At 60.8% G+C, this 25,024-nt stretch carries 27 protein-coding genes; 14 read left to right on the top strand and 13 right to left on the bottom strand.

The features are described from left to right. Window positions 1-306 precede the first annotated feature (306 nt). Genes rpmH through yidC form a run of 3 tightly spaced genes read left to right on the top strand, consistent with a single transcriptional unit; the run spans window position 307 to window position 2,675 of the window. A complete protein-coding gene (gene rpmH / locus GA0061102_RS00715) occupies window positions 307-441 on the top strand; it encodes a 50S ribosomal protein L34 (RefSeq protein ID WP_092843085.1) in 135 nt (44 codons plus the stop codon). Between the two features lie 36 nt (window positions 442-477). After that, entirely contained in the window at window positions 478-867 is a 390-nt protein-coding gene (gene rnpA / locus GA0061102_RS00720; RefSeq protein ID WP_199092748.1) for a ribonuclease P protein component, read from the top strand. After that, window positions 867-2,675 (top strand): membrane protein insertase YidC, encoded by a 1,809-nt coding sequence (gene yidC, locus GA0061102_RS00725; RefSeq protein WP_092843089.1) that lies wholly within the window; start codon window positions 867-869, stop codon window positions 2,673-2,675. Before rnpA ends, yidC begins: the two co-directional genes overlap by 1 nt. Window positions 2,676-2,760: 85 nt before the next feature. Here yidC and GA0061102_RS00730 read toward each other — a convergent pair whose 3' ends face one another. Together GA0061102_RS00730 and GA0061102_RS00735 are read right to left on the bottom strand one after the other, a co-directional pair. After that, window positions 2,761-3,735 (bottom strand): alpha/beta hydrolase family protein, encoded by a 975-nt coding sequence (locus GA0061102_RS00730; protein ID WP_092843091.1) that lies wholly within the window; start codon window positions 3,733-3,735, stop codon window positions 2,761-2,763. 104 nt (window positions 3,736-3,839) lie between these two features. Continuing rightward, window positions 3,840-4,670 carry an AraC family transcriptional regulator gene (locus GA0061102_RS00735; protein WP_245297890.1) on the bottom strand — a complete coding sequence of 277 codons (831 nt, stop codon included), beginning with the start codon at window positions 4,668-4,670 and terminating at the stop codon, window positions 3,840-3,842. A gap of 180 nt (window positions 4,671-4,850) precedes the next feature. Here GA0061102_RS00735 and yihA point away from each other — a divergent pair, with 180 nt between their 5' ends. Beyond that, on the top strand, window positions 4,851-5,510 hold the full coding sequence (gene yihA, locus GA0061102_RS00740; protein ID WP_092843095.1) for a ribosome biogenesis GTP-binding protein YihA/YsxC: 660 nt from the start codon (window positions 4,851-4,853) through the stop codon (window positions 5,508-5,510). A gap of 75 nt (window positions 5,511-5,585) precedes the next feature. Here yihA and GA0061102_RS00745 read toward each other — a convergent pair whose 3' ends face one another. The 3 genes from GA0061102_RS00745 to GA0061102_RS00755 all read right to left on the bottom strand — a co-directional run bounded on the left by GA0061102_RS00745 (window position 5,586) and on the right by GA0061102_RS00755 (window position 7,502). Next, window positions 5,586-6,143, bottom strand: a complete 558-nt coding sequence (locus GA0061102_RS00745; protein WP_092843097.1) for a fasciclin domain-containing protein — start codon at window positions 6,141-6,143, stop codon at window positions 5,586-5,588. A 109-nt stretch (window positions 6,144-6,252) separates the two neighbouring features. Next, a complete protein-coding gene (locus GA0061102_RS00750) occupies window positions 6,253-6,966 on the bottom strand; it encodes an anti-sigma factor (RefSeq protein WP_092843099.1) in 714 nt (237 codons plus the stop codon). Beyond that, window positions 6,963-7,502 (bottom strand): sigma-70 family RNA polymerase sigma factor, encoded by a 540-nt coding sequence (locus GA0061102_RS00755; RefSeq protein ID WP_092843101.1) that lies wholly within the window; start codon window positions 7,500-7,502, stop codon window positions 6,963-6,965. Before GA0061102_RS00755 ends, GA0061102_RS00750 begins: the two co-directional genes overlap by 4 nt. A gap of 180 nt (window positions 7,503-7,682) precedes the next feature. Between GA0061102_RS00755 and argB the strand changes: the two genes are divergently transcribed. Next, window positions 7,683-8,570, top strand: a complete 888-nt coding sequence (argB, locus tag GA0061102_RS00760; protein WP_004120889.1) for an acetylglutamate kinase — start codon at window positions 7,683-7,685, stop codon at window positions 8,568-8,570. A 60-nt stretch (window positions 8,571-8,630) separates the two neighbouring features. Here argB and GA0061102_RS00765 read toward each other — a convergent pair whose 3' ends face one another. Then, window positions 8,631-9,473: an oxidoreductase gene (locus GA0061102_RS00765; protein ID WP_092843103.1), complete on the bottom strand. Its 843-nt coding sequence runs from the start codon at window positions 9,471-9,473 to the stop codon at window positions 8,631-8,633. Window positions 9,474-9,620: 147 nt separating this feature from the next. Between GA0061102_RS00765 and GA0061102_RS00770 the strand changes: the two genes are divergently transcribed. Further along, window positions 9,621-10,517, top strand: a complete 897-nt coding sequence (locus GA0061102_RS00770; RefSeq protein ID WP_092843105.1) for a LysR family transcriptional regulator — start codon at window positions 9,621-9,623, stop codon at window positions 10,515-10,517. Here GA0061102_RS00770 and GA0061102_RS00775 read toward each other — a convergent pair whose 3' ends face one another. Then, window positions 10,518-11,288 (bottom strand): isocitrate lyase/PEP mutase family protein, encoded by a 771-nt coding sequence (locus GA0061102_RS00775; RefSeq protein WP_092843106.1) that lies wholly within the window; start codon window positions 11,286-11,288, stop codon window positions 10,518-10,520. 217 nt (window positions 11,289-11,505) lie between these two features. On the opposite strand from GA0061102_RS00775, the gene GA0061102_RS00780 reads away from it, so the two are divergent. Both GA0061102_RS00780 and GA0061102_RS00785 read left to right on the top strand, forming a co-directional pair. Next, window positions 11,506-12,210, top strand: coding sequence for a pyrimidine 5'-nucleotidase (locus GA0061102_RS00780; protein ID WP_092843108.1), 705 nt, complete (start codon window positions 11,506-11,508; stop codon window positions 12,208-12,210). 113 nt (window positions 12,211-12,323) lie between these two features. Continuing rightward, entirely contained in the window at window positions 12,324-12,974 is a 651-nt protein-coding gene (locus GA0061102_RS00785) for an EF-hand domain-containing protein (protein WP_092843110.1), read from the top strand. A gap of 115 nt (window positions 12,975-13,089) precedes the next feature. Here GA0061102_RS00785 and GA0061102_RS00790 read toward each other — a convergent pair whose 3' ends face one another. After that, entirely contained in the window at window positions 13,090-13,962 is an 873-nt protein-coding gene (locus GA0061102_RS00790; RefSeq protein WP_092843112.1) for an LOG family protein, read from the bottom strand. Window positions 13,963-14,177: 215 nt separating this feature from the next. Between GA0061102_RS00790 and dapD the strand changes: the two genes are divergently transcribed. The 3 genes from dapD (at window position 14,178) to GA0061102_RS00805 (ending at window position 16,970) form a co-directional block, all read left to right on the top strand. After that, complete coding sequence (gene dapD / locus GA0061102_RS00795) at window positions 14,178-15,035, top strand: 2,3,4,5-tetrahydropyridine-2,6-dicarboxylate N-succinyltransferase (protein WP_092843114.1); 858 nt, start codon at window positions 14,178-14,180, stop codon at window positions 15,033-15,035. Window positions 15,036-15,190: 155 nt separating this feature from the next. Beyond that, a complete protein-coding gene (gene dapE, locus GA0061102_RS00800; protein ID WP_092843116.1) occupies window positions 15,191-16,384 on the top strand; it encodes a succinyl-diaminopimelate desuccinylase in 1,194 nt (397 codons plus the stop codon). Then, on the top strand, window positions 16,371-16,970 hold the full coding sequence (locus GA0061102_RS00805) for a hypothetical protein (RefSeq protein WP_092843118.1): 600 nt from the start codon (window positions 16,371-16,373) through the stop codon (window positions 16,968-16,970). Before dapE ends, GA0061102_RS00805 begins: the two co-directional genes overlap by 14 nt. A gap of 16 nt (window positions 16,971-16,986) precedes the next feature. On the opposite strand, the gene truA is transcribed toward GA0061102_RS00805, so the two are convergent. From truA to def, 5 genes are all read right to left on the bottom strand, one after another. Then, window positions 16,987-17,793 (bottom strand): tRNA pseudouridine(38-40) synthase TruA, encoded by an 807-nt coding sequence (gene truA / locus GA0061102_RS00810; protein WP_092843120.1) that lies wholly within the window; start codon window positions 17,791-17,793, stop codon window positions 16,987-16,989. Then, the gene (fmt, locus tag GA0061102_RS00815) at window positions 17,793-18,740 is read right to left on the bottom strand and encodes a methionyl-tRNA formyltransferase (RefSeq protein WP_092843658.1); all 948 of its coding nucleotides are present in this window, start codon (window positions 18,738-18,740) and stop codon (window positions 17,793-17,795) included. The genes truA and fmt overlap by 1 nt, the downstream gene beginning before the upstream one ends. Before the next feature lie 72 nt (window positions 18,741-18,812). Then, window positions 18,813-19,232: a type II toxin-antitoxin system VapC family toxin gene (locus GA0061102_RS00820; RefSeq protein ID WP_092843122.1), complete on the bottom strand. Its 420-nt coding sequence runs from the start codon at window positions 19,230-19,232 to the stop codon at window positions 18,813-18,815. Then, a complete protein-coding gene (locus GA0061102_RS00825) occupies window positions 19,229-19,519 on the bottom strand; it encodes a FitA-like ribbon-helix-helix domain-containing protein (protein ID WP_092843124.1) in 291 nt (96 codons plus the stop codon). Before GA0061102_RS00825 ends, GA0061102_RS00820 begins: the two co-directional genes overlap by 4 nt. Before the next feature lie 66 nt (window positions 19,520-19,585). After that, window positions 19,586-20,101: a peptide deformylase gene (gene def / locus GA0061102_RS00830; protein ID WP_092843126.1), complete on the bottom strand. Its 516-nt coding sequence runs from the start codon at window positions 20,099-20,101 to the stop codon at window positions 19,586-19,588. 186 nt (window positions 20,102-20,287) lie between these two features. On the opposite strand from def, the gene GA0061102_RS00835 reads away from it, so the two are divergent. The 3 genes from GA0061102_RS00835 to GA0061102_RS00845 all read left to right on the top strand — a co-directional run bounded on the left by GA0061102_RS00835 (window position 20,288) and on the right by GA0061102_RS00845 (window position 25,007). Beyond that, a complete protein-coding gene (locus tag GA0061102_RS00835; RefSeq protein WP_092843128.1) occupies window positions 20,288-21,466 on the top strand; it encodes a DNA recombination protein RmuC in 1,179 nt (392 codons plus the stop codon). Window positions 21,467-21,568: 102 nt separating this feature from the next. Next, complete coding sequence (locus GA0061102_RS00840) at window positions 21,569-22,468, top strand: ribokinase (RefSeq protein ID WP_092843130.1); 900 nt, start codon at window positions 21,569-21,571, stop codon at window positions 22,466-22,468. A gap of 193 nt (window positions 22,469-22,661) precedes the next feature. Then, window positions 22,662-25,007, top strand: coding sequence for a methyl-accepting chemotaxis protein (locus GA0061102_RS00845; protein WP_092843660.1), 2,346 nt, complete (start codon window positions 22,662-22,664; stop codon window positions 25,005-25,007). Window positions 25,008-25,024 lie beyond the last annotated feature (17 nt).

Below are 25,024 nucleotides of genomic sequence, written 5' to 3' on the forward strand. Positions count from 1 at the left end.
CATTAATGTTATCTTGCCGTATTTCGCGTCGGAACATCGGGATTCAGGGCTGTTTCCGCCTTATATTTCAGGAATCTCCGAACTCTATTGCCGGCGGCACAATCGATCGGCCGACTAACAGGAATCCTGGATTTCCAGGAATCTGCGCCGGTATAATTGACTTTGGGGGCCCTGATCCTTATAAGCCCGCGCACGTTCGGTCATAGAGCCTGCATCTGCGGGCCAAGTCCGTTCGTCATAATCAACAACGCTCCTTGCTATTGAAGCAAAGCTCAAGAAGGGCCGCACTCCGCGGTGTTTAAATAAATGAAGCGTACCTATCAACCATCCAAGCTTGTCCGCAAGCGTCGCCACGGCTTCCGTTCCCGTATGGCTACCAAGGGCGGCCGTGCGGTTCTTTCCGCTCGCCGTAACCGCGGCCGCAAGCGTCTTTCGGCCTAACGGCCGAAATGCCCGATAGTCGAGGATGGCGGGCAATTGACGAATGAACGACCCAAAAAGACTGTCGGGCGGCTGAAAAGCCGGCCGCAGTTTCTTGCAGTCCGTGAAGGCGAGAAGCGCAGAGGCGGCTTCTTCCTGCTAGAGATGCTGGACCGCAAGCTTGCCGACGCCGACCCCCGCGTTGGTTTTACCGTTACCAAAAAACATGGCAACGCAGTGGAGCGCAACCGCATGCGGCGCAGGCTGAAAGAAGCCGTGCGGCTTCATGCCGGGTTTGCAATGCAGCCCGGACACGACTATGTGGTTGTCGCGCGGCGCGATGTGCTGACCGCACCTTTCGAAAAACTGGCAAGCGAACTCGTAAGCCGCATCGAAACCAGGCCGAAACATCGGCGGTCCGAGACGGACCGCTCCAGGAAAGTATGATGGAAAACAACCGCAATTACTTCATTGCAATTGCACTGTCTGTGCTGATTGTTCTCGGCTGGCAGTTTTTCTACATGAACCCGCGCCTCGAGGCGCAGCGCCAGGCCGAACAGGCCGCCAAGCAGCAGCAGTCGCAGCACGCCCAGACGACGCAGGCACCCGCCGCCGGCGCAGGCGCTGCTCCGGTCAATGGTTCGCTGCCGGCAGGCGGCCAGAACACGGCGTCGGTGCTGACGCGCGATCAATCGGTCGCCAAGACGTCGTCTGCGCGCGTCGCGATCGATACGCCCGCGCTGTCAGGCTCCATCAACCTGGAAGGCGCGCGCCTCGACGACCTGCAGCTCAAGGCCTATCATGAGACCGTCAGCAAGAGCAGCCCGATCATCACGCTGTTCAGCCCGGCAGACACCAAGGATGGCTACTTCACCGAGCTCGGCTATGTCGGCAGCGACGCGACCGGTGCTGTCCCCGGCCCTTCGACCGTATGGAAGCTGGCAAGCGGCGACAAGCTGACCGATAAGACGCCGGTGACGCTGTCCTACACCAACGACAAGGGCGTCACCTTCTCGCGCACCATCTCCGTCGACGATCGCTACATGTTCACGATCACCGACAAGATCGCCAATGGCGGCCAGGCACCGGTTTCGCTGTCGAGCTATGGCCGCGTCACCCGCTACAACAAGCCCGAGACGCCTTCCGCCTACGTCCTGCACGAAGGCTTCATCGGCGTCATCGGCGATGACGGCCTGATCGAGACCAAATATGCGTCGACCGAGAAGGAAGCCACGACGCCCGCCAAGGCGACCGGCGGCTGGCTCGGCATGACGGACAAATACTGGGCCGCAACCATCGTGCCGCCGCAGTCGACCGCCTATGATGCTCGCTTCTCGCATTTCAGCGACGGTACGGCGCGTTATCAGGCCGATTACAAGCAGGATGCCATCACGGTGGCTCCCAGCCAGTCGATCGAGCTGAAGAACCTCATCTTCGCCGGCGCCAAGGAAGTTCCGGTCATCGATCGCTATGAAACCAGCTATTCGATCCCGCGCTTCGACCGCCTGATCGACTGGGGCTGGTTCTATTTCATCACCAAGCCGATGTTCAAGCTGATGGATTTCTTCTTCCGCTTCTTCGGCAATTTCGGCGTCGCCATCCTCTGCACGACCATCGTGGTCAAGGCGCTCTTCTTCCCGCTTGCCAGCCGGCAATATGCCTCCATGGCGAACATGAAGCGCGTGCAGCCGAAGATGGAAGAGCTGAAGGCCAAGTTCGGCGACGACCGCATGGGCCTGCAGCAGGCGACGATGCAGCTCTACAAGGAAGAGAAGATCAATCCGATCGCGGGTTGCTGGCCGGTGCTCTTGCAGATCCCGATCTTCTTCTCGCTCTACAAGGTGATCTACATCACCATCGAGATGCGCCATGCGGCGTTCTTCGGCTGGATCCAGGACCTCTCCGCGCCGGATCCGACCTCGATCGTCAACCTCTTCGGCCTGCTGCCGTTCGCAGCCCCGACCATCCTGCATCTCGGCGTCTGGCCGCTGATCATGGGCGTCACCATGTTCTTCCAGATGCGCATGAACCCGACGCCGCCGGATCCGACCCAGGCGATGATCTTCAACTGGATGCCGCTGGTGTTCATGTTCATGCTGGCAAGTTTCCCGGCCGGTCTCGTGATCTACTGGGCCTGGAACAACACGCTCTCGGTCATCCAGCAGTCGATCATCATGAGGCGCCACGGCGTGAAGGTGGAGCTCTTCGACAATCTGAAGGGCCTCTTCAAACGAAAACCGGCGCCATCGAAATAAACAGCAAAGCCCCGCTTCGGCGGGGCTTTTCTTTTTTGTAGCAAGTGACCTGCGTCGCGATGAGGTCGCCATCTCCTGGCTGCGGTCAGGGCGTGCGGCTTGCGCCGAGATGCCGGCGAAAGAAGGCCAGGACCTCCGCATCGAACGAGCGGTGAAACGCCGCCCTGTCAAACCCCGCCTGATCCTTGCAGATCTCCGGCTGTGAGGCAGCCAAGGCGGCCGGACATGGCGCCAGGAAGGCGAAATGCGCCGAGCCGGGCACGGCATGAAAGTCGGGCCTATCCGGTAGATTGACGGCCAGCGCCGCGACGCTTTCCGGCAGCACGCCATCGCCGCCATGCTCGGAACTCCAGAGCTGGATGGGCGCGCCGACAGCTTTCAGGCTCTCCCTGTTCGAAAAGAAGCTCAGCGGATCGGCAAGGACAAGTGCCCTTATACGCCCGTCGCGGGCAAGCGGCTTTGCCGGTATCTCGTTCCGGCGAATTTCACCGCAGATGGGAGCAGGCTCGGGACAGGGAACGTTAGGGTCGCGAAAATCAGGGACCGCGCCGGCGAGCACGAGGCCGGTATAGCCGCCGCGCGAAAAGCCGAAGAAGCCGATTCGGTCGGGATCGATCTTTGCCGCCTCCGGCCATTTGCCGATGATGAAATCGATCAGGCGCTTTATATCCGTCGGCCGCTGAAACATGATCGAAATGTCGCCCGCCCGGCTCAGATCGGAAAAGTTATCGCCCGGATGGTTCACCGCGACCACAAGGAAGCCTGCATCCGCAAGCGCCTCCGCAGTATCGTGATGATTGAGGGAGCCACCGCCATGTCCATGCGAGATGATCACCAATGGCAACTTGCTCCCGGCAATCGGGCAGCCGCGAACGGCGGGCAGCGCGACTGGCCCCAGCTTGACCTCACTTGGCGGCGTCGCACATGGCGACCAGACGAAAGCTTTAAGAGCAGGACCGTCTCCATTCGCCGGAACGTCGATCGATGCCAGTCCCGCGGCCCGGACCGATGTCGTCGCCAAGGCGAAGGCGATGAGAAAGCCGATTTTCGTAATGCGCATTTTCTTCTCCGAACAGGGTAGTGAAAGGCAAAAATGAAAGGCCTCGGCAGACGCTTCACGGTCAGCCGCATATCAGGGATCGAGATGTCAAAGGATATGGATCGTTAAGTCGTGTCGGCGCCGCGAAGCGGGATCAGCAGCTCGGTGGCAATCTCATGCTCCATCACCGTGGCCGGATGGTTGAGATAGACCTCGATAACCGGGCGGTCATCGGGTTCAAAGCCGCTTTGCGGCAACCAGCTACCGAACAGCGTCTGAAAGGTAGAGGAAATAAGGGCGTAAGATCCCATGAGCCTGTAGCATGCATAGCGGCCGCCGGGCAGATCGTAGCGCTCCAGCCCTTCCAGTGTGGTGCTTTCCAGCGGAAGCACGACCCCGGCAAAGTAGGTAAACTCCTCTCCTTGCTCCGGATCGCCGGATCCGACACCGACCCTTGTCAGATCGCTCCACGCCAGTCCTCGCTCCGACAGCATCTGCGCGAGGCGACGGTAGGTATGCGGGATGGTCTGTGCCGGACCCTCATGATGCAAGCCGTATACCCTTGCCTGCGGACGATCGCCGATCGTCACCAATGGCAGGTTTGCCGCAATCGACTGTTGTTGTTGCTGGAAAGCCGTCGGGGTGAGGCCCGTCAGGCTGCGAAAGGCGCGGGCGAAGCTCTGCGAGCTGTCATAGCCAGCCTCCAAAGCCGTCTCGGTTATCGAGGCCGGGCTCACGGCCAATTGATACGCCGCCTGCGCAAGCCGCACCCTGCGTATGGTGGCGGCAACGCTTTCGCCGGTCATGGCACGGTAGAGCCGGTGAAAATGAAAGGGGGAGAAGCGGGCCACTGCGGCAAGGCTTTCGACGGAATGCGGCGCCGAGGGATCGACCATGATCGCCTCGATGACCCGCGCTATGCGCCGACGATAGTTCTGTTCCGTGGTCGTTTTCATGGCATCGAGCCTTAGCACGACTTATGCGGCTCTGCGGTGCAGCAATTGCGGATTTTGCGCTGGCGGCGTCAAATTCAGAAGACACGAACGAGCCAGCCAATCCCGTCCAGCGATCAAAACTTGACTTTCGCGGATAAAACCCCGAAGCCAGTCCACTCATCCAAGCAAAAGACCGAGAGCATGGCAGACCAGACGACAAAAGACGACAAGCCGCTTTTCGGGCGTCCGTGGATCTTCATCCGTGGCGTACCGTCGATGAAGTTCCTGCCGCCGGAAGGGCCGTTCGAAGTGGCCTTTGCCGGGCGCTCGAATGTCGGCAAGTCGTCGCTGATCAATGCCCTGGTCGGACATAGGGGACTGGCGCGTACCTCGAATACGCCGGGACGCACGCAGGAACTCAACTATTTCGTTCCCGATGGCTTTTCCGGCGAAGGTGGTGATCTGCCGCCGATGGCTCTGGTGGATATGCCCGGCTATGGCTACGCCGAAGCACCGAAGGACCAGGTCGACGCCTGGACCAAGCTGGTGTTCGACTATCTGCGCGGGCGCACGACGCTGAAGCGCGTCTATGTGCTGATCGATAGCCGCCACGGCATCAAGAAGAATGACGCGGAAGTCCTCGACCTGCTCGACAAGGCCGCCGTTTCCTATCAGATCGTGCTCACCAAGACCGACAAGATCAAGGAAGCGGGCCTGCCGAAGCTGCTCGCCGACACAGCCGAGAAGATCCGCAAGCGCCCCGCTGCCTATCCCGGCATTCTTGCCACCTCCTCGGAAAGAGGCGTAGGCCTTCAGGAACTGCGCGAGGCCATCGGCTTGACGGTCGGCATCGAGGTCTGAAAATGCACCGGTCGCATGTGGCCGCCGCTCATTACGCCGCCAAGTAGGAGCGACGGCCGTGTCGCCGCGAGATGACTACATCTTCGGCAACAACACCTTATCGACGACATGGATCACGCCGTTCGACTGCTTGACGTCGGCGATGGTGATGTGAGCGGTGCCGCCGGCCTCGTCGGTCAGCGTCAGCTTGCCACCTTTTTCCATGGCCTTGATCGTGCAGCCGCCGACCGTTTTCAGATCGTATTCGCCACCCTTGCTCATTGCCCATTTCTTGAGGGCGGCGGCCATGTCATCGCCAGCGACGACATGGCAGGTCAGCACCTTGACCAGCTTTTCCTTGTTCTCCGGCTTCAGCAGCGTCTCGACCGTACCGGCCGGCAGCTGCTTGAAGGCTTCATTGGTCGGAGCAAAGACGGTGAAGGGGCCTTTGCCTTCAAGAGTGTCGACGAGGCCAGCAGCCTTGACGGCTGCAACGAGTGTCGTGTGATCCTTCGAATTGACGGCGTTCTCAACGATATTCTTGCTGGCGTACATCGCTGCACCGCCCACCATCGGGTCCTTGGCATAGGCAAGGCTGGTTGCGGCAGACAGAATTGCGGCAACAGCGGCAACGCGAAACACGGTCTTGGTCATAACGTTTCCTCTTCCTCTTTGTTACCCCGATCAGGTGGGGTCGGAAGAAGATACGGAGCGCACGGAGAAAGAGTTTCAGCGGCGATTGCTTTTCGCGGAAGGAAATTCGTCAGGGCAAGTGGATCGTGCCGGAAGCGATCACATCGCCTGTGGGCTTGCCGGTCGGAGAGCCGCCGAAGGGCTCGACGCTGACGGCGATGATGGCGCCCTCGGTCAACTTGCCGTGAAGGTCCGGCGGCAGGACAATTTCGCCATCGCCGGTCTGCGGCAGGATGCCCAGCGCCTCGGCCGGATCGCTGCCGCGAATCAGCCAGAGCTCCAGCGACTTCTCACCAGACTTGCCGGCCGCGACCGGCGTTACCTTCAAACGGCTGTTGGCGATGTCATAATTGGCAAGGAGATTGATGGGGTTGTTCTGGCCGGCAAGGGATGCAGAGAGCTGCTTGCCGGGGGAAGGACGCAACACACCTTCGTTTGTAATGGCAAAGACCAGAACGCTGGCCGCCAGAAACAGCGAACCGAAGGCGACGGAGCGCCAGAGAATGAGCGAATTCCAGAGCTGGGCGCCGCGGGCAGCTTCCCCGAAAATCCGCTTTTCGATCTTCGGGAACACCGAAGCCGCGGGCGTCGCCGATTCGTATTCCTCGTTGAATTCCGAGAGGTTCTGCTCCCATCGGCTGACGATGGCGGCAAACTGGCGATCGCTGCGCATGCGGCGCTCGACCTTTTGCCGATCCTCCAGCGAAAGCACGCCAAGCACGTATTCTCCGGCCAGGACTTCATCGCGGGAGCGGCCTCCCTTGCTTTGATCGGGGGTACTCATCTGTCCATGCACTCTCTTAGTCTGATCAGGCTCCGGCGCAGCCAGGTGCGCATGGTATTCAAAGGTACCGAATATTGATCGGCGAGTTCCTGGTAGCTCAAGCCCTCGACATAGGCGCTGCGAACAGCCCGGGCACGATCAGCTTCCAACTCTTCCATGCAGCTGTCAATCCGCCTACCCTCTCCCTTTACGATTGCTTGCTCTTCAGGGTCGAGTTCTCCATCGGCAAGATCGTAGGCGGCATCGATCTCGTCGGCCACCGGCTTGCGGGCGCGGACAAAATCGATGGAACGATTGCGCGCGATCGTCGCGAGCCAGGATATCGCCGACCCTTCCGAGGCGGAAAACTGCTCTGCCTGCTGCCAGATCTTGATATAGACTTCCTGCAAGACCTCTTCTGCATCCGCCTTGTTGCCGATGATACGTAAGCAAACGCCGAGGAGTTTCGGGCTGGTGCGCTTATAGAGCGCGGCAAAGGCTTTCTGGTCACGCATGGCGACACGGCCGATCAGCGCTTCCATCTCCTCGGTTGCCATCCAACTCCCCGGTCGCGACACCTGCGCCATCTTTAAGAGAAAAGCGACGGCTGGCAAGCTTGCGGGTGCGATCAATTTTGATAGCGCTAGTGTGACACAGCATCAACTTATACCGACATCATTATTCCCTCTGTCAAAAACTTGAGATAAAAGGCCGCGAACATTTTCGAAGGGTGCACCATGTCCGAAGCCCACAGCGAACTCCAAGCCAGCCTGCTCGCACAGGCGCTGCCCTACATGCAGCGTTACGAAAACAAGACAATCGTCGTGAAATACGGCGGCCATGCCATGGGCAATGTCGAGCTCGGCAAGGCATTCGCAGCCGATATCGCGCTCTTGAAGCAGTCGGGCGTCAACCCGATCGTCGTTCATGGCGGCGGACCGCAGATCGGCGCCATGCTGACGAAGATGGGCATCGAATCGAAGTTCGAAGGCGGCCTGCGTGTCACCGACGCCAAGACGGTCGAGATCGTCGAAATGGTGCTCGCCGGCTCGATCAACAAGGAAATCGTCGCGCTGATCAACCAGACCGGCGAGTGGGCGATCGGCCTTTGCGGCAAGGACGGCAACATGGTCTTCGCCGAAAAGGCGCACAAGACCATCAAGGATCCGGATTCCAACATCGAGCGCGTGCTCGATCTCGGCTTCGTCGGCGAAGTGGTCGAAGTCGACCGCACGTTGCTCGACCTGCTCGCCAAGTCTGAGATGATCCCCGTCATCGCACCAGTCGCTCCGGGCCGCGACGGCGCGACCTATAACATCAATGCCGACACCTTCGCCGGTGCGATTGCCGGCGCGCTCAGCGCCACGCGCCTGCTCTTCCTGACGGATGTCCCGGGCGTGCTCGATAAGCAGGGCCAGCTCATCAAGGAGCTTTCCGTCGCCCAAGCGCATGCCCTCATCGCAGACGGCACGATTTCAGGCGGCATGATCCCTAAGGTCGAAACCTGCATCGACGCCATCAAGGCCGGTGTTCAGGGTGTCGTCATCCTCAACGGCAAGACAGCCCATTCGGTCCTGCTCGAAATCTTCACCGAACGCGGCGCCGGCACGCTGATCGTTCCATAAGGAAAATACGCCCTCCCAGAACGGGAAAGGCGTATTTTGTCATTGCCCGCAGCGATACGCTCAACCGAAATCGGTTGAGCGGGTCAGATCTTCCCAGGCGGCGATCTCCTCGCTCAAGGCAGCGATCTTCCCGCGCGCAAGGTTCAGCGCGTCCGTCCCGAGCAGCAGGTGTACGGGCGGATTTTCAGACGCGACCAGCGCCAGTATGGCGGCGGCGGCCTTTTGCGGGTCGCCGGCCTGATTGCCGCTCTTTTCCTCGCGCGCCTTTCGGATCGGATCGAACAGCTCATCGTAGTCCGCAATGCTGCGACCGGAGCGCACCATGGAACGGCCCGCCCAATCGGTGCGGAACGAACCGGGCGCGACGGCGGTGACATGAATGCCGAAATCCTTCACCTCTTTCGCCAATACCTCGCTGATCCCCTCCAGCGCGAATTTGCTGCCGCAGTAATAAGGGATACCGGGCATGGTGATGAAACCGCCCATCGAGGTGATGTTGATGATCTGGCCTGCGCGACGGCGGCGCATGAAGGGCAATACCGCCTTGATCATCGCGACCGCGCCGAAGACGTTGACATCGAACTGGCGCCGCATCTCGTCGAGCGGCGATTCTTCCAGCGTGCCCTCATGGCCGTAGCCGGCATTGTTGATGAGTACATCGATCGGCCCCATCTCCGCCTCGATGCGGGTAACGATGGGCTCGATCGCGTCAAAATCGGTCACATCGAGCAGCACGGCCTTCGCGCGATCCGGCGCGATCGCTTCGAATTGTGCCTTGCCATCGGCATTGCGAACTGTGCCGACGACACGGTGGCCAGCAGCGAGCGCCGCTTCGGCGAAAGCGCGACCGAAGCCGGAACTGACGCCGGTAATCAGGAAAAATTTGCTGTCTTTCGAACTCATGGAAGCCTCCTGGCTGTTGGCGCGCTCCACGCTCGATGAGCGGTCGCGCTCCATCTAGGTGGATATGGCGCGACCGGCAGTCCAATATATTGCCGTGGCTTTGTTCATATCTTAAAGATATCACGCTGCTAACCCGGAGAAGGTCGGATGGAACTGCGCCACATCAGATATTTTCTTGCCGTTGCCGAAGAGCTGAACTTCACGCGCGCCGCGCGACGGATAGGTATCGGCCAACCGCCGCTCAGCAACCAGATCCGCGATCTGGAAGAGGAAATCGGCGCGTCGCTGTTTCGTCGCATGCCGCATGGGGCGGAGTTGACCCAGGCGGGCCAAGTTTTTCTGCCGGAGGCGCGCGCGATCGTGGCCAAGGCTGAGCAGGCTAAGGCATTGGCGCTGAGGGCGGCGCGCGGCGAACTCGGGCGATTGCGGATTGGCTTTACCGGTTCAGCGGCTTTCAGCCCGATCGTTCCGTCGTCCGTGCGCAGCTTTCGCCGCGCCTATCCGGAGATCGACCTGACTTTGGAGGAGGCGTATACGACCCGGTTGCTGGAGCGGCTTGGTGCCGAGGAGCTGGATGCGGTCTTCATCCGGCCGGGGCACGCCGATCCGCCCTCTTTCCGTTCGCATACGCTCGCGGAAGAAGCCATGATGATCGCCCTGCCCTCGGGCCATCCGCTGGCGGGGGCGGAAAGTCTGCCTCTATCGGCCTTGTCCGGCGAGCCTTTCGTGCTTTTTCCGCGCACCGCCGGCCCCGGCTTGTTCGACCGGATCGTCGCCGCTTGCCGGCAGGCCGGCTTCGAACCGATCCTCGGGCAAGTCGCACCGCAGATCACCTCGATCGCCAATCTGATCGCTGTGGAACTCGGTGTTTCGGTAGTACCGTCGGCGATAGCTCAAATCCGGGTTCCCGGCGTTACCTATATTGCCATTGCGGGCGATGGACCGGTAGCGCGGCTGACGCTCGCGACGCGCCGCGAGGAACGTTCGGCCGTCGTGCAGAACTTCATTGCGCGCGTGCTGGCAGCCAAGGTTGAGCTCGTATGATCAGTCGTGCCGATAGATTGCTTCGGCCTCGCTCTTCAGCATCCCCATCACCGAACGATAGGGCGCGGGGCCATAGCTGATGCGGCTGACGCCCAGGCCGGCCATCGTCTCGTTATCGGGCGTCGTTGGGCGCACCATGATGTTGACCGGCAGGGACGAGCGTTCGCAGAGGGCTCCGATCAGTTCCGGATCGACAAGACCGGGTGCGAAGAAGCCGCTGGCTCCCGCCTCGGCAAAGGCATCGGCGCGGCGATAAGCATCATCGAGCAGGATCTGATGGTGTGCCGTATCGCTTTCCTGGAGGAAGAGATCGGTGCGGGCATTGATGAACAGCGGCAGTTCGCGCCGGTCGGCCATTTCCCTGATGGCGCGAATGCGGGCAACTTGCGTCTCGATCGGATGAACACCGTGTCCGCCGATTACCTGGTCTTCGAAATTGATGCCGATGGCGCCGTGATCCATGATTTTTTCGACATTGGCGGCGACTTCCTCTGATTCGACGGCATAGCCGCCCTCGAAATCGACCGACAGAGGCAAGTGGCTCGTCACCGAAATCAGTTTGGCGGTGACCGCCAGCAGCGATAACGGAATGGCCTGGCCGTCGCCGAAACCGTTGGCGGCGGCGACCGACCAGCTTCCCGTGGCCAGAGCTTTCGCTCCCGCCTCCGTGACTGCCTTCGCCGAGCCGGCATCCCAAATATTGAAAAGGATCAGCGGCTCGCCCTTCTTATGCAGCCGCGCGAACTCCTGCGCCTTTTCCACCTGACTCATCGCATCCCCTCCGAAAAGCCCGGCCGGGCAATTTTCTCTCCACAACCCGAAAGAGCGTAAGCCCTCCCTCACTTGGCAAATAGAGCAAAACCCCGGAAATCAATGGTGGAAACATAGTCGGCATTGGATCAACCGGCAATCTCCATCAGCGGCCCCATATGCCGCAACATGAATATTTTCCTTTTCCTTGGCGGAGGCGGCATGTCATAACGCGGCCATGAGCCAGACAAAAACGCTATCCGAACCTGCAGACTTTTCCGATATCCGCGATTGGGTGTTCGATCTCGACAACACGCTCTATCCGCATCACGTCGATCTCTTCGCGCAGATCGACAAGAACATGACGGCCTATGTCTCGGCTCTGCTGCAAATGGAGCGGGAAGACGCGCGCAAGCTGCAGAAGCAGTATTATCTGGAGCACGGCACGACCCTGCAGGGGCTGATGATCCATCACGGCATCGACCCGAACGACTTTCTGGAAAAAGCGCATGCGATCGACTATTCGGCGCTGACGCCACAGCCGGAGCTGGCAGCCGCTATCAAGGCGCTGCCGGGGCGCAAGTTCATCTTCACGAACGGCAGCGTGAAGCACGCCGAGGCGACGGCCGGTGCGCTCGGTATCCTCGACAATTTCGACGGCATCTTCGATATCGTCGCGGCCGATTTTGTGCCCAAGCCTGCCGGCAGCACCTATGACAAGTTCATGAGCCTCAATCGTGTGGATACGAAGAAGGCGGCGATGTTCGAGGACCTGCCGCGCAACCTCACCGTGCCCAAGGCGCTCGGCATGAAGACCGTGCTGCTTGTTCCGCGGAACCTCGAGACTGCTATCGTCGAATGGTGGGAGCGCACGACCGGCGAGGACGACCACATCGACTATGTGACCGACGACCTCACGGCCTTCCTCAAGGCGCTGGTTTAACCATTCATCAGGACGGGGTTACGAAAGTTTCATCCGCGTTACAGAGGTTTAATTGGTCGTTTTTAACGGCCAGCCGTATCGTTTGACCATTCCTCGACACGAAAGGAAAAACGATGAACGGGAAAAAATTTCTTCTTGCAGGACTTTCCGCAGCCCTTCTGGTGGGCGCTGCCGCCCAGGTGAGCTTCGCTGCCCAAGGCGATGAAGCAGGGGATGGTCATCATGGCGGACGTTGGCACGGACCGCGCTTTTCACCGGAAATCGTCTATGTGCGCATGCTGAAGCAATTCGGCCAGCCGGGCGACACGAAGGTCACCCGGGACGAGGTGAAGGCTGGCGTCGACAAGATCTTCGATCAGATCGACACGAACCACGACGGCGAAATCACGCCCGGCGAGCTGCGTGCCTATCGTCAGGAACGCATCAAGGAATGGAAGGCCGAACGCGCCAAGGCAGACGGCGATCAGGGCAAGAATGAGGCCCAGAACGATCAGACCAAGGGTGATCAAACCAAGGGCGACCAGGCCCAGGCCGACGATAACGGCGACAACCGTCCGCGCCACCACAGGCCACATGGCCGCTTCATGCATGAGGCAGGCTTCATGCGCGGCATGATGCTGTTCCATCGCATCGACAAGGATGAGAACGGCCAGATCAGCAAGCAGGAAGCCGAAGACGCGGCCAACAAGCTCTTCGACCGCATGGATCGCAACCATGACGGCGTGATCTCGCTGGACGACATGCCGAACCGGCCGCTGCTGTAAACCGGTCGATCCGGCGCGATCCGAAGAAGCATCGGCACGCTGCACGGATTGCTTTGAAGAATATCCCAAGACCGAAAGGCCCGCCTTCGCGATGCGACGGCGGGCCTTTCGTCGATCAATGGCCGTTATCGTGCTCGTAGAAATCGGCGACGATCTTCCAAGCTTCATCCGCGGTATCGACAAAGCTGATCAGATTGACGTCGTCGGGAGCGATGGTGCCGAATTCGGCGAGCGCATCGAAATTGATGATGCTGCGCCAGAACTTCTCGCCGAAGAGAATGAGCGGCAGGCGCTCCATGCGGCCGGTCTGGATCAGCGTCAGGCATTCGAACAGCTCATCCATCGTGCCGAAGCCGCCCGGGAAGACGGCGATTGCCTTGGCGCGCACCATGAAGTGCATCTTGCGGATCGCGAAGTAATGGAAGTTGAAGCTGAGCTCCGGCGTCACATAGACGTTCGGCGCCTGTTCGTGCGGCAGGACGATGTTGAGGCCGATCGAAGGCGCCCCCTCTTCGGCCGCACCGCGGTTGCCCGCCTCCATCACGCCCGGACCGCCGCCGGTCACCACGACATATTCATGGAAATCGAAGCCGGCGGAATAACGGGAGCAAAGCCGGGCGAACTTGCGCGCCTCTTCATAGTAGACCGATGCGGCTTCGAGATTGACGCGCTGCACGTCGTTGCGGGCAGCCCAGGCATTGGTGCCGGGTGCGGGAATGCGGGCACCGCCGAACATCACGACGGTCGACTTAATGCCGCGCTCGGTCAGCGACATTTCGGTCTTCAGCAGCTCGAGCTGCAGGCGGATCGGTCGTAATTCCTCACGGCACAAGAAATCCTCGTCTGCATAGGCAAGCCGGTAGGAAGGCGACATCGATTGCGGCGTGCGCGGCACGGATTCGGCCCGCTTCTTGTCCGCCGAGCTCGTCTTCAGGGGATCCCATACCCCATCCTTGCGCCTCAGCCTGCCATTCTTCCCCTTGCTCATCTATTCATGCCTTTCGAATCGATCGTGACGCGCTATTCTCGCCCGCAGGCAGGAATAGCCAAGCTCTTGCATATGCCCCTACAACGCCTTGAATCCAAGCTCAATCGGCGCGGAAAAGACATTCCATTTTCAAGCTTCATGTTATAGGACCAATCGACCATATCCGGAGCCGCTGCCGGAAATCACGATAGGCACTGACGTTTTAAGGAATTCCCATGAGCGCTAACGATCTCGCCTCCCTCGAAAAGTCTATCGAGGCTGCTTTCGACAATCGCGACAACGTGAACACGTCGACGCGCGGCGAAGTCCGCGACGCCGTCGAGACGGCGCTCAACCTCCTCGATAGCGGCAAGGTTCGCGTCGCAGAGCGCGGTGCGGACGGCAACTGGACCGTCAATCAGTGGCTCAAAAAAGCTGTCCTGCTCTCCTTCCGCCTGAACGACATGAAGATTGTCGAAGGCGGCTCCGGCGGCGCGACCTGGTGGGACAAGGTTCCCTCGAAATTCGAAGGCTGGGGTGAGAACCGCTTCCGCGAGGCCGGCTTCCGCGCCGTGCCCAACGCCGTCGTGCGTCACTCCGCCTATATTGCCCCCAATGCCATCCTGATGCCGTCCTTCGTCAACCTCGGCGCTCATGTCGGCGAAGGCACCATGGTCGACACCTGGGCGACCGTCGGCTCTTGCGCCCAGATCGGCAAGCATGTGCACCTCTCCGGCGGTGTCGGTATCGGCGGCGTCTTGGAGCCGATGCAGGCCGGCCCGACGATCATCGAGGATAATTGCTTCATCGGCGCCCGCTCCGAAGTCGTGGAAGGCTGCATCGTCCGCGAGGGATCGGTGCTCGGCATGGGCGTCTTCATCGGCAAGTCCACCAAGATCGTCGATCGCGCCACCGGCGAGATCACCTACGGCGAAGTTCCGCCCTACTCGGTCGTCGTTGCCGGTTCGCTGCCGAGCAGCAATACGATGGCGAACGGCCAGCCGGCCCCCGGCCTCTATTGCGCCGTCATCGTCAAGCGCGTCGATGAGAAGACCCGCTCGAAGACCGGCATCAACGAGCTGCTGCGCGACTGATCATCGATTGGGGAGCGCGGTACTCATATCGTGCTTCCCTTACGCTTGCCGGATGACTATGCCCGTGCGATTGCTGGAATCGCGGCAAGGATTTTTCGGCCTATCGCCGACCCTTGCCATCGCTTTGCCATTTCCCGCCGGATAAATTGCCCCCGATGACCGCTACCGATCCCATCGCCAATCTGCAAACCCTGATCCGCTGCGCTTCCGTGACCCCCGCCGAGGGCGGCGCGCTCACGGCGCTTGCTGGCATGCTGGCGCCGCTCGGCTTCAAGATCGAGCGCATGACGGCGAACGAGCCAGGAACACCCGATATCGAAAACCTCTATGCGCGGCTTGGCACCGACGGGCCGCATCTGATGTTTGCCGGGCATACGGATGTCGTTCCTGTCGGCGACGCCGCCTCCTGGAGCCATCCGCCCTTTGCCGCCGAAATCGCCGATGGCGAGCTTTTCGGCCGCGGCGCTGTCGACATGAAGGGCGGCATTGCCTGCTTCGTGGCCGCCGTGGCGCGTCATATCGAAAAGCACGGCAAGCCCGCCGGCTCGATCTCCTTCCTGATCACCGGCGATGAAGAAGGCCCGGCGATCAACGGCACGGTCAAGCTGCTGCAATGGGCAGCCGAGCGCGGCGAGACATGGGATGCGTCGCTCGTCGGCGAACCCACCAACCCCAATCGGCTCGGCGACATGATCAAGATCGGTCGTCGCGGCTCGATCTCCGGCTTCATCACCGTCCACGGCGTTCAGGGCCATGCCGCCTATCCGCACCTCGCCGACAACCCGGTGCGCAGCATTGTCAAGCTGACGGAGGCGCTGCTCGATCCGCCCTTCGACGCCGGCACGGATAATTTCCAGCCGTCAAACCTCGAAGTCACGAGCATCGACGTCGGCAATGCAGCCACCAACGTCATCGCCGCCAAGGCTACCGCCGCCTTCAACATCCGCTTCAACGACACCTGGACGGTCGATGCTCTAAAGGCCGAAATCCTGGCCCGCCTGGATGCGGCCGCAGCCGACCAGACGCTGCGCCCGGGCCGCGAGCCGACCAGATACGACATCACCTGGTCGGAGCGCCCAAGCCATGTCTTCCTGACGCGCAACAATGCGCTGATCGCCTCGCTCTCTTCCGCCGTCGAAAACATCACCGGTCAAAGGCCGGCGCTTTCGACCACAGGCGGCACCTCCGACGCCCGCTACATCAAAGACTATTGCCCGGTCGTCGAATTCGGCCTCGTCGGCCAGACCATGCACATGGTCGACGAACGCGTCGCAGTCTCGGATCTCGAAACGCTGACCGAGATCTACCAGACCTTCATCCAGCGCTGGTTCGAGAATGCCGACCTTTAGGGAAGTCCAATATTATCTGTCCGGCCTCTGGCTGCTGATCCGCATGGATGCGCGCGGCTTCCAGTATCTGGACATATCGGACCGCGGCATGCTGCGCTCCTTCTGGGCCATCCTCTGGAGCCTGCCGCCGATCGGCATTTCCTGGCTGTGGTGGCAGCGGGCCTATCTGACCGCGATGCCGCCCGAAACGTCGACGGGTCTTGCCTTCTTCCTGCGGCTGGCGCTGGTCGAAGCCACAAACTGGGTGATCCCACTCGTTCTCGCCGGCGTGCTGCTGCTCATCTTCCGATTCGGCGACAAGTTCGCGCCGATCGTTGTTGCGGTGAACTGGCTTGGGGTACCGACGTCCTATCTGAACGCATTGCTCATTGCGCTGATCGCCTTTGTCCCTGGCTCCAGCGGGCTGGTGGCGCTACTCTGGCTGGTGTTGATGATGGCGGTCATCTTCTCGCTGGCGCGCATCCTCAGGATGATCTGCGGTGCCCATCCGCTCTTCATCGGTGCGCTGACGCTGGTGCTGATGATCCCCAGCATGCTGCTGACGGACTTCCTGCAGCGCTTCCTCGGCGTCTATCCGCCGGGTTGAGACACGCGGGGCAGGACTACGAGAGATCCTCGCCCTCATCGACATTATCGCCATCGCCGCCAGCCGCACCGGTGCCATCGCGATAATCCACCTGCATGAAGTAAAGCCCGTCCGGCGGAGCAACAGGACCGCAGGCCTTGCGATCCTGAGCTTCGAGCGCTGCGCGCACATCGTCCGGCGTCCACTTGCCCTCGCCTGCGAGCTTCAGCGTGCCGGCGAAAGAACGGATCTGATTGTGCAGGAAACTTTGCGCCGTGGCGCGGATCTCGATCAGTTCACCGCTGCGCGTCACATCCAGCCGGTCGAGCGTGCGCACCGGGCTATTCGCCTGGCAATGCGCCGAACGGAAGGTGGTGAAATCATGCCGGCCGACAAGTGTCTGCGCGGCGGCATGCATGACCTCGTAATCCATGTCCTTCGGCACCCACCATGCGCGTCCGGCTTCCAGCGCCAGGGGCGCGCGGCGGGCGATGATGCGATAGAGATAGTGGCGGCGAATGGCCGAAAAGCGCGCGTCGAAGCTCTTATCGACCTCGGCGATATCGAGAATGGCGACCCGCTCTCCGGCGAGCCTCAGATGGGCATTGAGCGCATTGCGCAGCGTGTAGATCTTCCATTCCTTGGAAAGATCGGCATGCATGACCTGACCCATGGCATGAACGCCGGAATCGGTGCGTCCCGCTCCACGGATCGAAACCGTCTCGCCCGTCAGCGAGAAGATGGCACCCTCGATCGCGCCCTGCACGGAAGGACCGTTCTCCTGGCGCTGCCAGCCGACATAGGGGACGCCGTCATATTCGACGGTCATTTTGTAACGCGGCATCACGCTTGCTCCGACGCAAGCACGGTGCCAGGCGCGATCGGCGTGCCGCGCAGGAAATCGGCCGCCGCCAGCGGCTTGCCGCCGGCCTTCTGCAGCTTCGTAAGCCTGATGGCACCATAAGCGCAGGCAATGACAAGATCATCCGTCAGGACCTGGCCGGACGCTCCGTTGCCATCGGCCAATTCCGAGCCGAGCACCTTGATGCGCTCCGGCCGACCGGCGATATCAGCCTCGAACCATGCGCCGGGAAAAGGCGACAGACCGCGAATATGATTGTGAACGTCGGTCGCTGGCTTGCCGAAATCGATGCGGGTTTCGCCCTTGTCGATCTTTGCTGCATAAAGAACGCCTTCGGACGGCTGAGCGGTCAGCGGCAGTTCGTCATGCTCCAGCTTGTTCATCGCCTCGACCATCGCCTTGGCGCCGACGAGCATCAGCCTGTCATGCAGCTCGCCTGATGTCATGGTGTCGCCGATCTCGACTTCGCGTGTCAGAGCGACCGGCCCGGTATCGAGCCCCTTGTCCATCTTCATCACCATCATGCCGGTCTTGGCGTCGCCCGCCATGATCGCCCGTTGGATCGGAGCCGCGCCGCGCCAGCGTGGCAGCAGCGAGGCGTGACCGTTATAGCAGCCGAGGCGCGTGCCGGTGAGGATCGCTTCCGGCAGCAGCAGGCCGTATGCGACGACGACCGCGACATCGGCATCCAGATCGCGAAAGCGCTGGCGCTCGTCGGGATCCTTGAAATTGACTGGCGTGAAAACCGGCAGGCCCAGCAATTCGGCCGCCTGATGCACCGGCGATTTCTGCAGGTCGAGCCCGCGCCGGCCGCCCGGCCGCGGCGGCTGCGTATAAACGGCGCGCACCTTATGCCCGGCATCGATCAAAGACCGCAACGTCGGTACGGAAAATTCGGGCGTTCCCATGAAAATGATGTTGAGCGACATGCGATCCATCCGGCTAAAGTATCAAGTTTCGAGTGACCTGGCGGCAACTGCGCGCGCCATCGGGGTCAAACGTTAGCCGCCTTCAAACGGGTTTATGAGCTTGAGATCAAGCCCCTCGAAGTCTTTTGTGTTGCGCGTCGCCAATGTCGCACCGTTCGCAAGGCAGATGGCGGCGATCATGGCGTCCTGCACCGAAATCTGATGGCCCGTGCGATCGCGACGGGCGCGAATACGTCCCGTCTCGATGGCGGAATTCTGATCGAACCGAAGTATCCTGCCATGGAACGACGTTAGCAACGTATTGAAAATTCGCGCGTAGCGATCAGATTGTGTGCGAAGTAAAAAACGCTCCGCACCATAGGATTGCTCCATCACCACGACATCACAAAGATAGAGCTCGGTGCTTGGCTGAGCTTTCATCCAGATAGTAACATCTTGATCGGGTACAGGCTTTTCCAATTCGGAAATGACGTTCGTATCGAGGACGATCATTCGAAATCCTCGACCGGACGGCCGAAGTCCTTCTTTCGCTCCACCTCGATTTCATCCATGATACGAGCGTATTCCGTCGCCGCGGCATCATCGCCATCGTAGAGAATTGGCCGAAGTAGTTCCCAAGCAGACAATCGGGAGCTCTCCTTTTCGCTGTTCTCTGCCACCAAGGCCTTCCGCAAGAGTTCCTTCGCTTCGTCCGAGAGGCTGCGCCCAGCCTGCTTTGCCCGTTCTGCGATATCCTGCTTCATCGGCTCGGAAATATCGCGAATCAAAAGATCACTCATACGCTATCTCCCACTGATATCAATGATATCATAGGCGCATCAACCCGGTCTTTCAATGGCGAGAGATCAGAGCGCCTTGGCCTTGGCAGCCTTGGTGAACTTCTTGATCACCATCTCCCGCTTCAGGCGAGAAATATAGTCGATGAACAGCACGCCGTTCAGGTGATCGATCTCGTGCTGCACGCAGGTCGCCAGCAGGCCGTCAGCCTCCGTGATCTGTTCCTTGCCGCTGCGATCCAGATACTTGACGGTGACGCGCGCCGGGCGCTCAACTTCGGCATAGTAATCCGGAATGGAAAGGCAGCCTTCCTCGTAGACCGAACGGTCGTCGGACGAAGCGACGATCTCCGGGTTGATGAAGACCAGCGGCTTCTTCTCTTCGCCTTCGCGCGCGACATCGATGACAAGCAAGCGGCGGGGAACGCCGACCTGGATCGCCGCAAGGCCGATACCTGGCGCGTCATACATGGTTTCCAGCATGTCGTCGGCGAGGCGCTGAATTTCGGTGTCGATCTGCTCGATGGGCTTGGAAGCCTGGCGGAGCAGCGGGTCGGGCAAAATGATGAGTGGCTTGATCGTCATGACGTTTCCCATAACGCATCTTGTTGTACGATGGAATCGCCAAGATGGCGGTGAAGGCTTGTTTTTTCATCGAGCGCCATCCTGGTCGACGGAAATGGCTCTGAAATTTTGTTCATGGTTTGATCTGGATGTTCGCAACAATTTTGCTATGGTGCCAATAAGACTTTCACAAGCACGCCAGGTTTCATGTCCTTCATCATCTTCGGCCAATCCATTTCCACCGTCCAGGTTCTGACCGGCCTTGTCATCCTGCTTGCTATCGCGGTGATCGTCCTTTTCGTTCGCAGCAAGGCACGCGCGGAAGACGATATGCTTGATGCCGAGCATACGATGGCCGCGCTGTTGCGGTCGCAGGCGGAGATGCAGGGGCGGCTCGCCACCATGGCCGAAGTCTTCGGCTCCAGGCAGGCCGAACTCAATCAGGCCATTGGGCAGCGTCTGGATGGCATGTCGCAGCGGGTGACCGCGACGATCGGCGAGCAGACGCGCTCGACGCATGAAAACCTGCGCCGCCTGCAGGAGAGGCTCGCCGTCATCGACGCGGCGCAGACCAATATCCAGTCGCTGGCGAAGGATGTCGTCGGTCTGCAGGCCATTCTTTCCAACAAGCAGACGCGGGGCGCCTTCGGCCAGGCACGCATGGAGACCATCGTCGCCGACGGGCTGCCGATGGGCGCCTATGCGTTCCAGCCGACGCTTTCGAACGGCTCCCGGCCGGATTGCACCATTCGCATGCCGAACGGCTCGCCGCCGTTGGTCATCGACGCCAAGTTTCCGCTCGAAGCCTGGAACGCCATTCGCAGCGCCGCCAGTCCCGAGCATGGCAAGATCGCCGCGCAGCAGTTCCGCCGGGATCTTGAGCTGCATATCCGCGACATCGCCGAGAAATATCTCATTCCGAGCGAGACGCAGGACACGGCTTTTCTCTTCGTACCCTCGGAATCGATCTTCGCCGAGATCCACGAGAATTTCGAGGCGATCGTGCAGAAAGCCCAGCGCGCCCGCATCGTTATCGTTTCGCCTTCGCTGCTGATGCTGTCGATCCAGGTCATCCAGGCGGTGCTGAAGGACCAGCGCATGCGCGAGCAGGCGCATGTCATCCAGAGCGAAGTGGCGCATCTGATGGAGGATCTCTCGCGCCTGGATGAGAGGGTGCGCAAGCTTCAGGGTCATTTCGCCATGGCGCAGAAGGATGTCGACACGATCGTCACCTCGGCCGACAAGCTGGCAAGGCGTGGCGAGCGGATAGAGGCGCTGGAATTCGAGGCAGCAAAGGAGCCGGCAAAGACGCGCCCGGAAGAAAGGCCCAAGCCGGTCGACAACCGTACCAGCCAACTCAAGCTCAGGGTGGTTGACGAAGACTGATCGCTTCGGGCAGTGTCGCGCTCAATCGATGTGTGATCCCAAAAGACATAACAGGCCTTCGGGCAGGATCATGCAGGATCAACACCCAGGGCAGGATATCGCATGATCACTATTTTTGGCTCCATCAACATGGACCTTATTGCCACCACGGATCGTCTGCCGAAGCCGGGCGAGACCGTCGCCGGCAACGGCTTTGCCACCGCCGCCGGCGGCAAGGGCGCCAACCAGGCGCTTGCAGCACGCCGCGCCGGCGCAACGGTGAGGCTTAGCGGTGCGGTCGGCAATGACAGCTTTGCAGAACCCGCGCTCGCGCTGCTCGGCGCTGCCGGCACCGACCTTTCCGCCACCCGCCGCGTCGCCGAGCCAACCGGCACGGCCCTGATCCTGGTGGGCGGCGACGGAGAGAACATGATCGCCGTCGTTCCCGGCGCCAACGGCACGAATACGGCCGAGCACGCAACGGCCGCCGTCGCGGCGCTGAACCCCGGCGACACGCTGATGCTTCAGCTCGAAATTCCGGTTGCCGCCGTCGAGACGGCCCTGAGTGCCGCCAAGGCCAAGGGTGTGCGGACCGTGCTCAATCTCGCTCCCCTGATCCCCGAAGCCGCGCGCCTTGGGAGGCTCGCTGATATCGTCATTGCCAACGAGACGGAATTTGAGAGGCTGGCCGGCCAGGACAACATGTCGGCGGCCGAGCGTGAGGCAGCCCTCGTGCGCCTTCACGGCGAAACCGGCCAGACGCTGATCGTGACGCTTGGCGGTGATGGCGTGATCGCGATCCGCGACGGCGAGGTTTCCCGCGCCAAGGGTCTGGTCATCGAGCCGGTTGATACCGTCGGCGCGGGTGATACGTTCTGTGGCTATTTCGCAGCCAGCCTCGACCAGGGCCTTGATTTCCACGCCAGCCTGCGCCGCGCCGCCGTCGCCGGTTCGCTCGCCTGCCTCAAGCCTGGCGCTCAGCCATCCATTCCGGTTGCCAGCGAAGTTGCCGAGAATCTTTAAGTATAAAATTTCATGAATACAGCGAAGCGCAATTAATTAAATTTTTGCGCTTCCGTATCATATTCCTCTGGCCTGGCGCGTATACCTTCCGGCCGCGGCGGCAATTCTCACGGCGGCTCCATGACAGGGCCATCCTGCGCCGACTTTGCATCCGGATAATGTGTATCCGACGCATCGCTTTTTTGAGGAAATGATGTTCATCTTTCGTATGAAGTCGCTTGCGGCCAAGCTGATCTTGGTCACCGGGCTGGCGATTGCGCTTGTCCTGCTGGTCTCCAACTTTTTGCTGATTTCGCAGACGCGCGACCGCGTCGAGACACTGACGATGGATCAGGCCAACACCGAGGCCAAATCCATTTCCAACGAGATCGCCGCCAATGTCGGCGAAATGGCCAGTGCCGCCCGCTCCATGGCCGCCGTCATCGGCCGCGCCCACGAGGGCCACAATCTCGATCGCAAGGGTATCATCAACATCCTCAAGGCCAATGTCGAGCAGAACGCCTTTGCCTTCGGCAGCTGGTTCTGCGAGCAGCTCGGCGCCATAGACGGCAAGACGACCGAACTCGCCAACAACAAGGATCAGGGCGTCAATGAGAAGGGCGCCTTCGCACCTTACTGGTCGAAGACGAAGGATGGCGGCATCCAGTTCTCCACCTTCGACAACGATTATACCGCCGCCTGGTGGAAGCTCGCAGCTGACAGCGGCAAGGGCGCGATCACGCCGCCCTACCTTGCACAGGGCACCGACGTTCCGACGACCATGAGCTCCATCGCCTATCCGGTCATGTCCGGCGGCAAGATGATCGGCGTCGCGGGCGTCGACCTCTCTCTCTCCTCGCTCTACACGAAGCTGCAGAAGCTGCATCCGTTCGGGTCTGGCCGCGTCCTGCTGCTTTCGCAGGATAACAAGTGGCTGGTAGCACCGACCGCTGACCTGCTGATGAAGGACTATAATGGTTCAGGCGTCGACGTCGTTAAGGCGGCACTGACCTCGTCTTCCGCAAGCATCCTCAAGAATCTTTCCGAAAACGGCGGCGAAGAATTCGACCGCGTCGTCTATCCTTTCGCGGTTCCGGGCCTCAACGCCACGTGGGTCGTTCTCATCGACGTGCCGCACAGCGCGATCGCAGCACCGGTGCGCGATCAGACCTACACGATGGTCATCTCCGGCATCCTCGTGCTTGCCGCCGTCATGTTCGCTCTCTACGCGGCTGTGCGCAGCTTCGTGCAGAAGCCGCTTGCCGGCCTCGTTGCCAGCGTCAATGGTCTCAGCGCCGGCAACTATGCCAAGCCGATCGACGGTCAGGAACGGGCAGACGAAGTGGGCTCGGTCGCAAAGGCGTTGGAAGGCTTCCGCTTTGCGCTTGCCGATACCAAGCGCCTGGAAGGCGAAGCCAACGATCAGCGTCAGGCCGCCGAAGGCGAGCGTCGCCGCTCGGAAACGGAGCGCAATGAGAGCGTCGCCCTGCAGCGCCATATCGTCGGCATTCTCGGCCATAACCTGGCCGAGCTGTCGAAGGGCAATCTCAGCCACCGCATCACCGACGACTTCCCCGGCGAATATGCTCAGCTGAAGCAGGATTTCAACGCCGCTCTCGCCAGCATCGAAGAGACGGTACACACCGTCAATGTCAGCGTCGGCAACATCGGCAGCGGCACGGGCGAAATCAGCAACAGCGCCTCCGACCTTGCCCGCCGCACCGAGCAGCAGGCAGCAAGTCTCGAGGAAACGGCAGCAGCCCTCAACGAGCTTACCGCGCAGGTCAACTCCAGCGCCGAAAACGCCCGCACAGCCGCAAGCAGCGTCAATGCGGCCTCCCAGGATGCCGAGCATTCCGGCGAGATCGTGCAGAAGGCTATCGCTTCCATGCACGGCATCGAGCAATCGTCTCTGGAAGTCTCGCGCATCATCGGTGTCATTGACGAAATCGCTTTCCAGACGAACCTGCTCGCCCTGAACGCCGGCGTCGAAGCCGCCCGTGCAGGCGAAGCGGGCAAGGGCTTTGCCGTCGTCGCCCAGGAAGTTCGCGAACTGGCCCAGCGCTCGGCCAATGCCGCCAAGGAGATCAAGACGCTGATCAACACCTCGGCGGGTCAGGTCAAGGAAGGCGTCGATCTGGTCGGTCGCACCGGCAACGCCCTGCACAAGATCGCCCAGCAGGTCATGGAGATCAACGGCCTAATCCGCCAGATCTCCGCCTCCGCGAGCGAGCAGGCGATCGGGCTGAAGGAAATCAATTCGGCTATGAACCAGATGGATCAGGTGACGCAGCAGAATGCCGCGATGGTCGAGGAGACCACGGCCTCCAGCGTGACCCTTGCCGAAGAAGCCCAGACCCTGAGAGGCCTTGTCGCGCGTTTCCGCACCTCGCACAGTGTACAGGACAATGCCGGCGCCCTGAGAGCAGCGGCTCAGCAGATGCGGGCACCCGTAGCCCCGCGCAGAGCGGCAGCGCCTGCGGCGGCCCCGATGCGCAAGGCTCAGCCGCAGACGCACGGTGCCAACGCTCTGGCACAGGACGACTGGGAAGAATTCTGAGCCGGCTTAGTTTAAGC

It is taken from the genome of Martinezella miluonensis (genome assembly GCF_900094545.1).
GTDB classification, from domain to species: Bacteria; Pseudomonadota; Alphaproteobacteria; order Rhizobiales; family Rhizobiaceae; genus Rhizobium; species Rhizobium miluonense.

Excerpts from the sequence above, each read along its gene's own strand:
- yidC (WP_092843089.1), top strand. The coding sequence starts at position 867 with ATGGAAAACAACCGCAATTACTTCATTGCAATTGCACTGTCTGTGCTG.
- argB (WP_004120889.1), top strand. The coding sequence starts at position 7,683 with ATGTCCGAAGCCCACAGCGAACTCCAAGCCAGCCTGCTCGCACAGGCG.
- GA0061102_RS00820 (WP_092843122.1), bottom strand. The coding sequence starts at position 19,232 with ATGATCGTCCTCGATACGAACGTCATTTCCGAATTGGAAAAGCCTGTA.
- GA0061102_RS00745 (WP_092843097.1), bottom strand. The coding sequence starts at position 6,143 with ATGACCAAGACCGTGTTTCGCGTTGCCGCTGTTGCCGCAATTCTGTCT.
- GA0061102_RS00845 (WP_092843660.1), top strand. The coding sequence starts at position 22,662 with ATGTTCATCTTTCGTATGAAGTCGCTTGCGGCCAAGCTGATCTTGGTC.
- GA0061102_RS00735 (WP_245297890.1), bottom strand. The coding sequence starts at position 4,670 with ATGAAAACGACCACGGAACAGAACTATCGTCGGCGCATAGCGCGGGTC.
- GA0061102_RS00755 (WP_092843101.1), bottom strand. The coding sequence starts at position 7,502 with ATGGCAACCGAGGAGATGGAAGCGCTGATCGGCCGTGTCGCCATGCGT.
- GA0061102_RS00835 (WP_092843128.1), top strand. The coding sequence starts at position 20,288 with ATGTCCTTCATCATCTTCGGCCAATCCATTTCCACCGTCCAGGTTCTG.
- GA0061102_RS00805 (WP_092843118.1), top strand. The coding sequence starts at position 16,371 with ATGCCGACCTTTAGGGAAGTCCAATATTATCTGTCCGGCCTCTGGCTG.
- def (WP_092843126.1), bottom strand. The coding sequence starts at position 20,101 with ATGACGATCAAGCCACTCATCATTTTGCCCGACCCGCTGCTCCGCCAG.
- GA0061102_RS00770 (WP_092843105.1), top strand. The coding sequence starts at position 9,621 with ATGGAACTGCGCCACATCAGATATTTTCTTGCCGTTGCCGAAGAGCTG.
- GA0061102_RS00825 (WP_092843124.1), bottom strand. The coding sequence starts at position 19,519 with ATGAGTGATCTTTTGATTCGCGATATTTCCGAGCCGATGAAGCAGGAT.
- dapE (WP_092843116.1), top strand. The coding sequence starts at position 15,191 with ATGACCGCTACCGATCCCATCGCCAATCTGCAAACCCTGATCCGCTGC.
- GA0061102_RS00840 (WP_092843130.1), top strand. The coding sequence starts at position 21,569 with ATGATCACTATTTTTGGCTCCATCAACATGGACCTTATTGCCACCACG.
- GA0061102_RS00765 (WP_092843103.1), bottom strand. The coding sequence starts at position 9,473 with ATGAGTTCGAAAGACAGCAAATTTTTCCTGATTACCGGCGTCAGTTCC.
- GA0061102_RS00790 (WP_092843112.1), bottom strand. The coding sequence starts at position 13,962 with ATGAGCAAGGGGAAGAATGGCAGGCTGAGGCGCAAGGATGGGGTATGG.
- GA0061102_RS00750 (WP_092843099.1), bottom strand. The coding sequence starts at position 6,966 with ATGAGTACCCCCGATCAAAGCAAGGGAGGCCGCTCCCGCGATGAAGTC.
- fmt (WP_092843658.1), bottom strand. The coding sequence starts at position 18,740 with ATGTCGCTCAACATCATTTTCATGGGAACGCCCGAATTTTCCGTACCG.
- dapD (WP_092843114.1), top strand. The coding sequence starts at position 14,178 with ATGAGCGCTAACGATCTCGCCTCCCTCGAAAAGTCTATCGAGGCTGCT.
- truA (WP_092843120.1), bottom strand. The coding sequence starts at position 17,793 with ATGCCGCGTTACAAAATGACCGTCGAATATGACGGCGTCCCCTATGTC.
- GA0061102_RS00785 (WP_092843110.1), top strand. The coding sequence starts at position 12,324 with ATGAACGGGAAAAAATTTCTTCTTGCAGGACTTTCCGCAGCCCTTCTG.
- rpmH (WP_092843085.1), top strand. The coding sequence starts at position 307 with ATGAAGCGTACCTATCAACCATCCAAGCTTGTCCGCAAGCGTCGCCAC.
- yihA (WP_092843095.1), top strand. The coding sequence starts at position 4,851 with ATGGCAGACCAGACGACAAAAGACGACAAGCCGCTTTTCGGGCGTCCG.
- GA0061102_RS00730 (WP_092843091.1), bottom strand. The coding sequence starts at position 3,735 with ATGCGCATTACGAAAATCGGCTTTCTCATCGCCTTCGCCTTGGCGACG.
- GA0061102_RS00780 (WP_092843108.1), top strand. The coding sequence starts at position 11,506 with ATGAGCCAGACAAAAACGCTATCCGAACCTGCAGACTTTTCCGATATC.
- GA0061102_RS00775 (WP_092843106.1), bottom strand. The coding sequence starts at position 11,288 with ATGAGTCAGGTGGAAAAGGCGCAGGAGTTCGCGCGGCTGCATAAGAAG.